Genomic DNA, 5961 nt, shown 5'->3' on the forward strand with positions numbered 1-5961 from the left:
AGGGAGCCCGCCGCGCTGGCCGCGCTGAGCAGGTACGGGGCCGAGTGGGCGACCGCCATCAAGGGCCCGACCAGCGGCCAGCACACCACCTTCGCCGCCAGGCCGAGGGCCCGCGCGGTCCCCTCCGCGCGCAGATAGTGCTCATCGCACTTCTCGGCGCGCAGCCCGTCGTACAGATAGGCGCTCGCCGCACCCGAGGTGAGTGAACGGCCCGCGGCGATGGCCAGGAAGTGGACGAGGAATCCGGTGTACGAGGCGCTGACCACCGGAGCCAGGTTCGCCGCCATCATTACCACCGCCCCGGCCCGCAGGCAGTTGCGGGTGCCGATCCGGTCCGCGATCAGCCCGGTCGGGATCTCGAACAGGCAGAAGGCCACGTAGTAGATGCTCTGGATGCCGAAGATCTGCCCGTCGGAGAGCCCGGCGGCCTTCTGGTAGGCGTAGAACACCGGCATCCACCACAGCAGGTTGAACAGCAGCTGGAAGCCGTAGTTGAGCCGGATGACGCGGCGGGCCGTCGCGGTCGGGCCGCTCCCGGACGAGGCCCCCGGCCTACTCCCGGAGGCGGCCCCCGGCCCACTGGTGCGCGCCGCCCTCACAGCGCGTACGGACGGATCTGGACCAGCCGGAAGTCACCCTGCTCGGTCATCAGCCACTCGATGTCCAGCGGCTTGTCCACGTCGCCCCCGGTGTCCTCGCCCCCGCTGAAGTGGGACTGGAGGAGCCGCCCCGTCAGGGACAGATCGGCGAGCCGGGCCCGGGTGGCGGCGGGGAGCCCGTCGCCCCAGGAGCCGAGGGCGACCGTACGGCCCCCGCCCTCCACGGTGTTGTACAGGTACTGCTGCGGCAGCACCGAGCCGTCGACCACCTGCTCCGGTGAGCCGGGTGAGCAGTTGAGGTAGACGTTGCGGAAGTCCTCGCGGCGGGTGGGGTTGCAGGTCACCAGGACGCCGCCGAGGGAGGCGGGCAGGTACTCCTGGATGATGACGCCCATGTAGGTGTCGTCCAGGGAGATGCCGACCTGGTGGCGCAGGCGCACGCTGCGGGGCGAGAGCAGGGACGCCCACACCTGGCGCACGGCGTCCAGGAGTTCACCGGTGCCGTGCACGGTGGTCACGGAGTCGTAGACGCCCGCGGCCGAGAAGCCGGGAAGGTCCTCGGCGTTGGAGGAGGAGCGCACCACCAGGCGGCCGCGCGGGTCGGCGGGGAAGGCCTGGCCGATCTGCCGGGTGACCGACTCGGGGACCGGCGTCTGCCGGATGAGGTGCTGGAGCTGGAGGCAGAGCGAGTCCAGGACGTCGGTGGCGTCGAGTTCGAGTGCCATCTTCAGCTTGCCGATGCCCTGCTGGAGGGCGGGGGAGGAGGTCAGGAAGCGCTGCTGGAGCGCGAAGGGCAGCGCGACCCCGTCCGGGGCGCGCACCGAACCGGCCACGAACTCGGCAGCCGCGGACCGCAGTTCGCCCTCGCTCGGCCCGCTCAGGCCGAGGCGCACGGCGAGGTGGCCGTACAGGTCCTCGCGCGGTGGGCGGGGCCGCCCGTAGAAGGCGGTCAGGTCGGCCGTACGGCTGTCGAGCACGTGGTGCAGCTCGCCGAGGTTGGCCGCCTTGGTGCCGTAGCGGTCGCGGTCGGCGCCGCGCAGCCGGTGCAGGGCCAGTACGGGGGTGTCCTCCAGGAGCGGCGGTTCGAGGCGTATGCGCTGCTGGTGCCAGGCCGGAGCCCGCAGGGCGGGTTCGGCGTCGAGGCGCTCCAGGGATATCGCGTCGTCGGTGACCCGGTAGGTGACCCAGGCGCCGTCCAGGCCGTCCCGTTCGACGAGCTGCTCCAGGTCGCGCACGATGGCGTTGGGTATGCCCCAGCCGGAGGCGAGGACATTGGTGTGGGAGAGCGGGGTGATCGGCGCGGTGTTGAGGAATCCGGCCACGCGGGGCACGTCGTCCGGCAGGCACGGCATGGCCACGATGTCGGCCCAGCCGAGCGTCGCCTCCGCCGCCGCGTACTCCTCCTGCGTACGGAAGAACCGCAGCCGCCCGGTGGCCTCGCCCGGATTCAGCGGTGTACGGGCCCTGGTGCCGAAGAGTTCATGGCTCAGGATGCGCGGCACGCGCAGTTCGCTGACGGCCGTCAGCGCCTCCTCCTGCCCGTGGTTGGCGGGCTTGAGCAGCAGCGGCAGCCTGCCGTCGACCCGGACGCGCACGTACTCGTAGAAGAACTGCAGCAGTTCACCGTGCATGGTGTCGGCCTCGGTCGTCTCCAGGACGAGGAAGGTGCGCTCGCGGCCGTCGGGGTCCTCGTCGGTGTGCAGGGAGAGCACGCCGAGCAGGAAGCGGCGGCCGGGGTCCATGTAGACGGAGGCGTTGAACGCGTCGAGGTCCGCGTCGAGCGCGGTGAGGTCCATGCCGAGGACGCGGGTGGCGATGTAGTCGACGTGGAAGGGGTGCGCGGCGGTGTCGAGCAGGTGCCAGGTGTCCTCGGCGCGGTCGACGACGACCTTCAGATACGGGTGGCCCGCCAGGACTCCGGAGAGGGTGCGGAAGAGCGGCAGGGAGAGGTTCCCGCCGATGACGGTGCGGTCGGTGGCCGGTTCGGCGGCTCCGGCGAGCAGGGGCGCGGTCATGCGGAGACCTCCTCGCGGCGGGCGGCGGGCAGCACCCGGGGCAGGGCGTCCACCAGGGTCTCGAAGTCGCGGAGCACGGTGCGCGCGTCAGTGGCGGAGAGCAGGCACAGGGCCGCCATGGTGTTGGCGCCCGCGGCCGGGTCGTACACCGGCACGACCTGGCCGTCGGCGAGCGAACTCTCCGCGACCACCGAGAGCTCGCTGCCCCGGCTGAGGGGTACGCGCGCCGAGACGGCGGGGAAGTCCCACACCCTGCGGTCCCGCCAGGCCTCGCCGTCGCCGTCGACCGCGAGGACGACGAGCGAGCCCGCCGCGCCGCGCGCCTGCGCCGGGGTGAGGGCCTGCCCGGGCCACTCCACGGGACGGCCGGTGAGGTGCTCGACGAGCATGCCGACGAGGTCGAGCCCGAAGACCTCCTCGATCTGCGGCACGGTCATCGCACCGCCGAACCGCGCGGCCGTCTCGATCAGCCACATGCCGCCGTCCGCGCCGAGCTTGATCTCGGTGTGGGTGCCGCAGTCGCGCAGTCCGAGCGCGTCGACGGCCCGGCGGGCCAGCTCCACGATCCGGTCCTGGGCGTCCTTGGCGAGCAGCGCGGGGGTGATGCCCGCACGCTCGGTGAACGGCTCGACCGTGGGCATCCGGCCGCTGAGGCAGACCGGGTGGAAGACACCGTCGGCCACGACGCCCTCGACGCTGACGTAGTCGCCCCAGCCCGGCTCGTCGAACCAGTCCGACGCGGTGCCGGTCACGATCTGCTCGACCACGAAGTCGGCGTCCGCCTCGGCCACATGCAGCTCCGCGTAGCCCAACTGCGCCGATTCGGCCATCACGGCACGGGAGCGCCGCCAGGCCGCGGACGCCTCGTGCGGCGAGCGGATGATCTGGTGCGCGGTGGACCCCGCGCTCCAGGCCGCCTTGAGGAGCAGCGGTCCCGGCAGGGCACGGGCCGCCGCGTGCAGGTCGGCCTCGGTGGCGACGGGGCGGAACGCGGGCTGCGGCAGCCCGTGCCGCTGCCAGGTGCGCCGCATCAGCCGCTTGTCGCGGGCGAGCGCGGCGGCGCCGCCCGCGCCCGCGAGACCGAGCGCCTCGCACGCCTCGGCGACGGCCACGACCGCGTACTCCGAGAAGGTGAGCACCGCGTCGGCGCCGATGTCCTTCGCCCGCGCGACGATCAGGGACACCAGGTCGGAGCGGTGGGCTTCGCCGGGTAGGACGACCGACGCGCACAGTCTGCGGGCGCAGTCCGCAACGGCGGGAGGAAGAGCGCTGAGGGCCAGCAGGTGGGTCTCCGCCTTCGCGGCCGTCCTGGCGAGGACGTGACCGAGCGGCGGACCACCTTTGGCATGCACGAGCAGCACCTTGCTCACTGAAGTTCGTCTCCATTCGTCCGATTGCTACGGATCGCCGTATGCGGGGCGTATTCACCCACTCACTCAAGGGGACCAGGTGCCGGACGCCGGTGACGCCGTGGCGGGCGTCCGGGACTCAGGCAAATGCCTGAGTCCCAGGGCCTCCCGTGACGTTTGCCGTGACGCCGGTGCCCGGTGACTTCGGCCGATAACGGGGGCATGCGGCGCGTCAGGGCTGGATATCCAACGCAAGGTGACTGAGCGTCAGCCAGTCGTATACGGACGGAGACCGCTGTGGACGATGCCAGCCTCAAGGCCCTGCTCGAGCACCTTCCGGTGTTCTGGTGGGAAGTGGACGAGACGCGGCGGGCGCTTCCCGGGCGGCTGCCGGAGGAGGCGCGGCGGCGGAGCGCGTCCGAGGGCCGCAGGTACGCGGCCTTCGCCGACCTGGTGGACCTCGCCCCGGCCGCCGCCTTCATACGGGACAGCGAAGGGCGCTACCTGTGGGCCAACCACGCCTACGCGCACCTCTACGGCACCGTGCCGGAGGAACTCGTCGGCAAGTACATCGAGGACTTCGACGAACCGGCGGAGGCCGACCGGTTCCGCACCCTCGACCAGGAGATCCTGGACCGTGGTACGCCGGTGCGCCACACCCTTGGCTACCGGCGCCCGGACGGCAGCGCGGGCCGGGCGGTGGGCCACCGCTTCCCCGTCCGCGAGAACGCGCGGACCTGCGTCGCGGGCATCTACGTGGACGTCACGGAGCATCTGCGCGCCACGGTGCAGTGGCAGGAGGCCCAGGAGAACCTCCAGGCCCTGCGCGACCACAGCGGCCTGCCCTGTGCCCTGCTCTCGGCCAGCGGCCGCGTGGTCGAGGCGAGCGCGGCGGCGGCCGATCTGTTCCAGGTGAGCCCGCACGACCTGGTGGGCCGCCGGGCGCACACGCTGCTGGCTGACGAGCCGGACCTGGACCGGCTGCACCACCGGTGGAACAGCCTGATAGCCCGTCGCACCAGACGGGTGGAGACCTCAGCGGTCCTGGTGGACGCCCAGGGCCTCCAGCGCCGGGCGCAGCTCCACCTGACGACGATCGGCCACGCGGCGGCGCGGGCCCGCCATGTGTGGGCCGTCGTCACCCACCAGAGCCTCGCCCACGAGGCCCACGCGACGCTCACCGCCGCGCAGGTCCGCATCCTCTCCCTCCTGGCGGAGGGCAGCAGCAACGGCGACATCGCCACCTCGCTGCACCTGTCGCGGCAGACGGTCGACTACCACCTCAGCCGTCTGCGCCACCTGCTGGGCGCGGCGACCCGCCCGGCCCTGGTGGCCCGCGCCTATGTCCTCGGCATCCTGGCCCCCCGCGCCTGGCCGCCGCGCTCGGCCACGGCGGCACATCCGCTCAGCACGGTGTGACGGGCGGGGAGCGGCGGCTCAGACGCGGTCCAGGACCACCACGGGGATCGAGCGTTCGGTCTTGGTCTGGTACTCCTCGTACGCGGGCCAGGTGGCGACCATCGTGCGCCACATGTCCGGCTTCTCGTCCGGGGTCGCGGTGCGGGCGCGGGCGGTGAAGCGGTCGCCCTTGATCTGCACCTGGACCTCGGGGTTCGCCTGGAGGTTGCGGTACCACAGGGGCGGTGCGTCGGCGCCTCCGTTGGAGGCCACCACCAGCACCGCGTCGCCGTAGTGCCGGTAGATCAGCGGAGTGCTGCGCTGCTCACCGCTCTTGCGGCCGACGGTGGTGAGGATCAGCACCGTGGTGCCCTGCCAGTCGTGGCCCTCCGCGCCGTCGGTCTCCTGGTAGCGCTTCACATGCTCTTTGCCGAACAGCATCTGGCGTCTCCTCTGCGTCCGCACGCGGTCGTGCGGGTGGTGTCGCGCGTATGTGCCACCCAGTCTCCAGGTCGGCGGCCCGGTTTCCGGTGAGGGCGGAGCCGGACCGGCGCGCCCCGGACTAACGCGGTGAGGACGGCAGGGGAGACGGCGGAGGGG

The 5961-nt window shown here is 72.4% G+C and carries 4 protein-coding genes and 1 pseudogene; 1 reads left to right on the top strand and 4 read right to left on the bottom strand.

Features of this window, described 5'->3' with window-relative positions:
* The 3 genes and pseudogenes from AB8Z36_RS25860 to AB8Z36_RS25870 all read right to left on the bottom strand — a co-directional run.
* Positions 1-599 (bottom strand): annotated as a pseudogene (locus AB8Z36_RS25860) (MFS transporter); the annotation flags it as partial.
* Positions 596-2614 (bottom strand): PEP/pyruvate-binding domain-containing protein, encoded by a 2019-nt coding sequence (locus AB8Z36_RS25865; protein ID WP_369215782.1) that lies wholly within the window; start codon positions 2612-2614, stop codon positions 596-598. The gene AB8Z36_RS25865 and the pseudogene AB8Z36_RS25860, both read right to left, overlap by 4 nt.
* Positions 2611-3984, bottom strand: coding sequence for an ATP-grasp domain-containing protein (locus AB8Z36_RS25870; protein ID WP_369215783.1), 1374 nt, complete (start codon positions 3982-3984; stop codon positions 2611-2613). Before AB8Z36_RS25870 ends, AB8Z36_RS25865 begins: the two co-directional genes overlap by 4 nt.
* Positions 3985-4260: 276 nt before the next feature.
* Here AB8Z36_RS25870 and AB8Z36_RS25875 point away from each other — a divergent pair, with 276 nt between their 5' ends.
* On the top strand, positions 4261-5382 hold the full coding sequence (locus AB8Z36_RS25875; protein WP_369215784.1) for a PAS domain S-box protein: 1122 nt from the start codon (positions 4261-4263) through the stop codon (positions 5380-5382).
* An 18-nt stretch (positions 5383-5400) separates the two neighbouring features.
* Here AB8Z36_RS25875 and AB8Z36_RS25880 read toward each other — a convergent pair whose 3' ends face one another.
* The gene (locus tag AB8Z36_RS25880) at positions 5401-5802 is read right to left on the bottom strand and encodes a nitroreductase family deazaflavin-dependent oxidoreductase (RefSeq protein WP_369215785.1); all 402 of its coding nucleotides are present in this window, start codon (positions 5800-5802) and stop codon (positions 5401-5403) included.
* Positions 5803-5961: the final 159 nt, after the last annotated feature.

This window comes from Streptomyces flavofungini (genome assembly GCF_041028215.1).
Lineage (GTDB): Bacteria > Actinomycetota > Actinomycetes > Streptomycetales > Streptomycetaceae > Streptomyces > Streptomyces flavofungini_B.

Coding starts and splice junctions, on each gene's coding strand:
- AB8Z36_RS25865 (WP_369215782.1), bottom strand. CDS start 2,614: ATGACCGCGCCCCTGCTCGCCGGAGCCGCCGAACCGGCCACCGACCGC.
- AB8Z36_RS25880 (WP_369215785.1), bottom strand. CDS start 5,802: ATGCTGTTCGGCAAAGAGCATGTGAAGCGCTACCAGGAGACCGACGGC.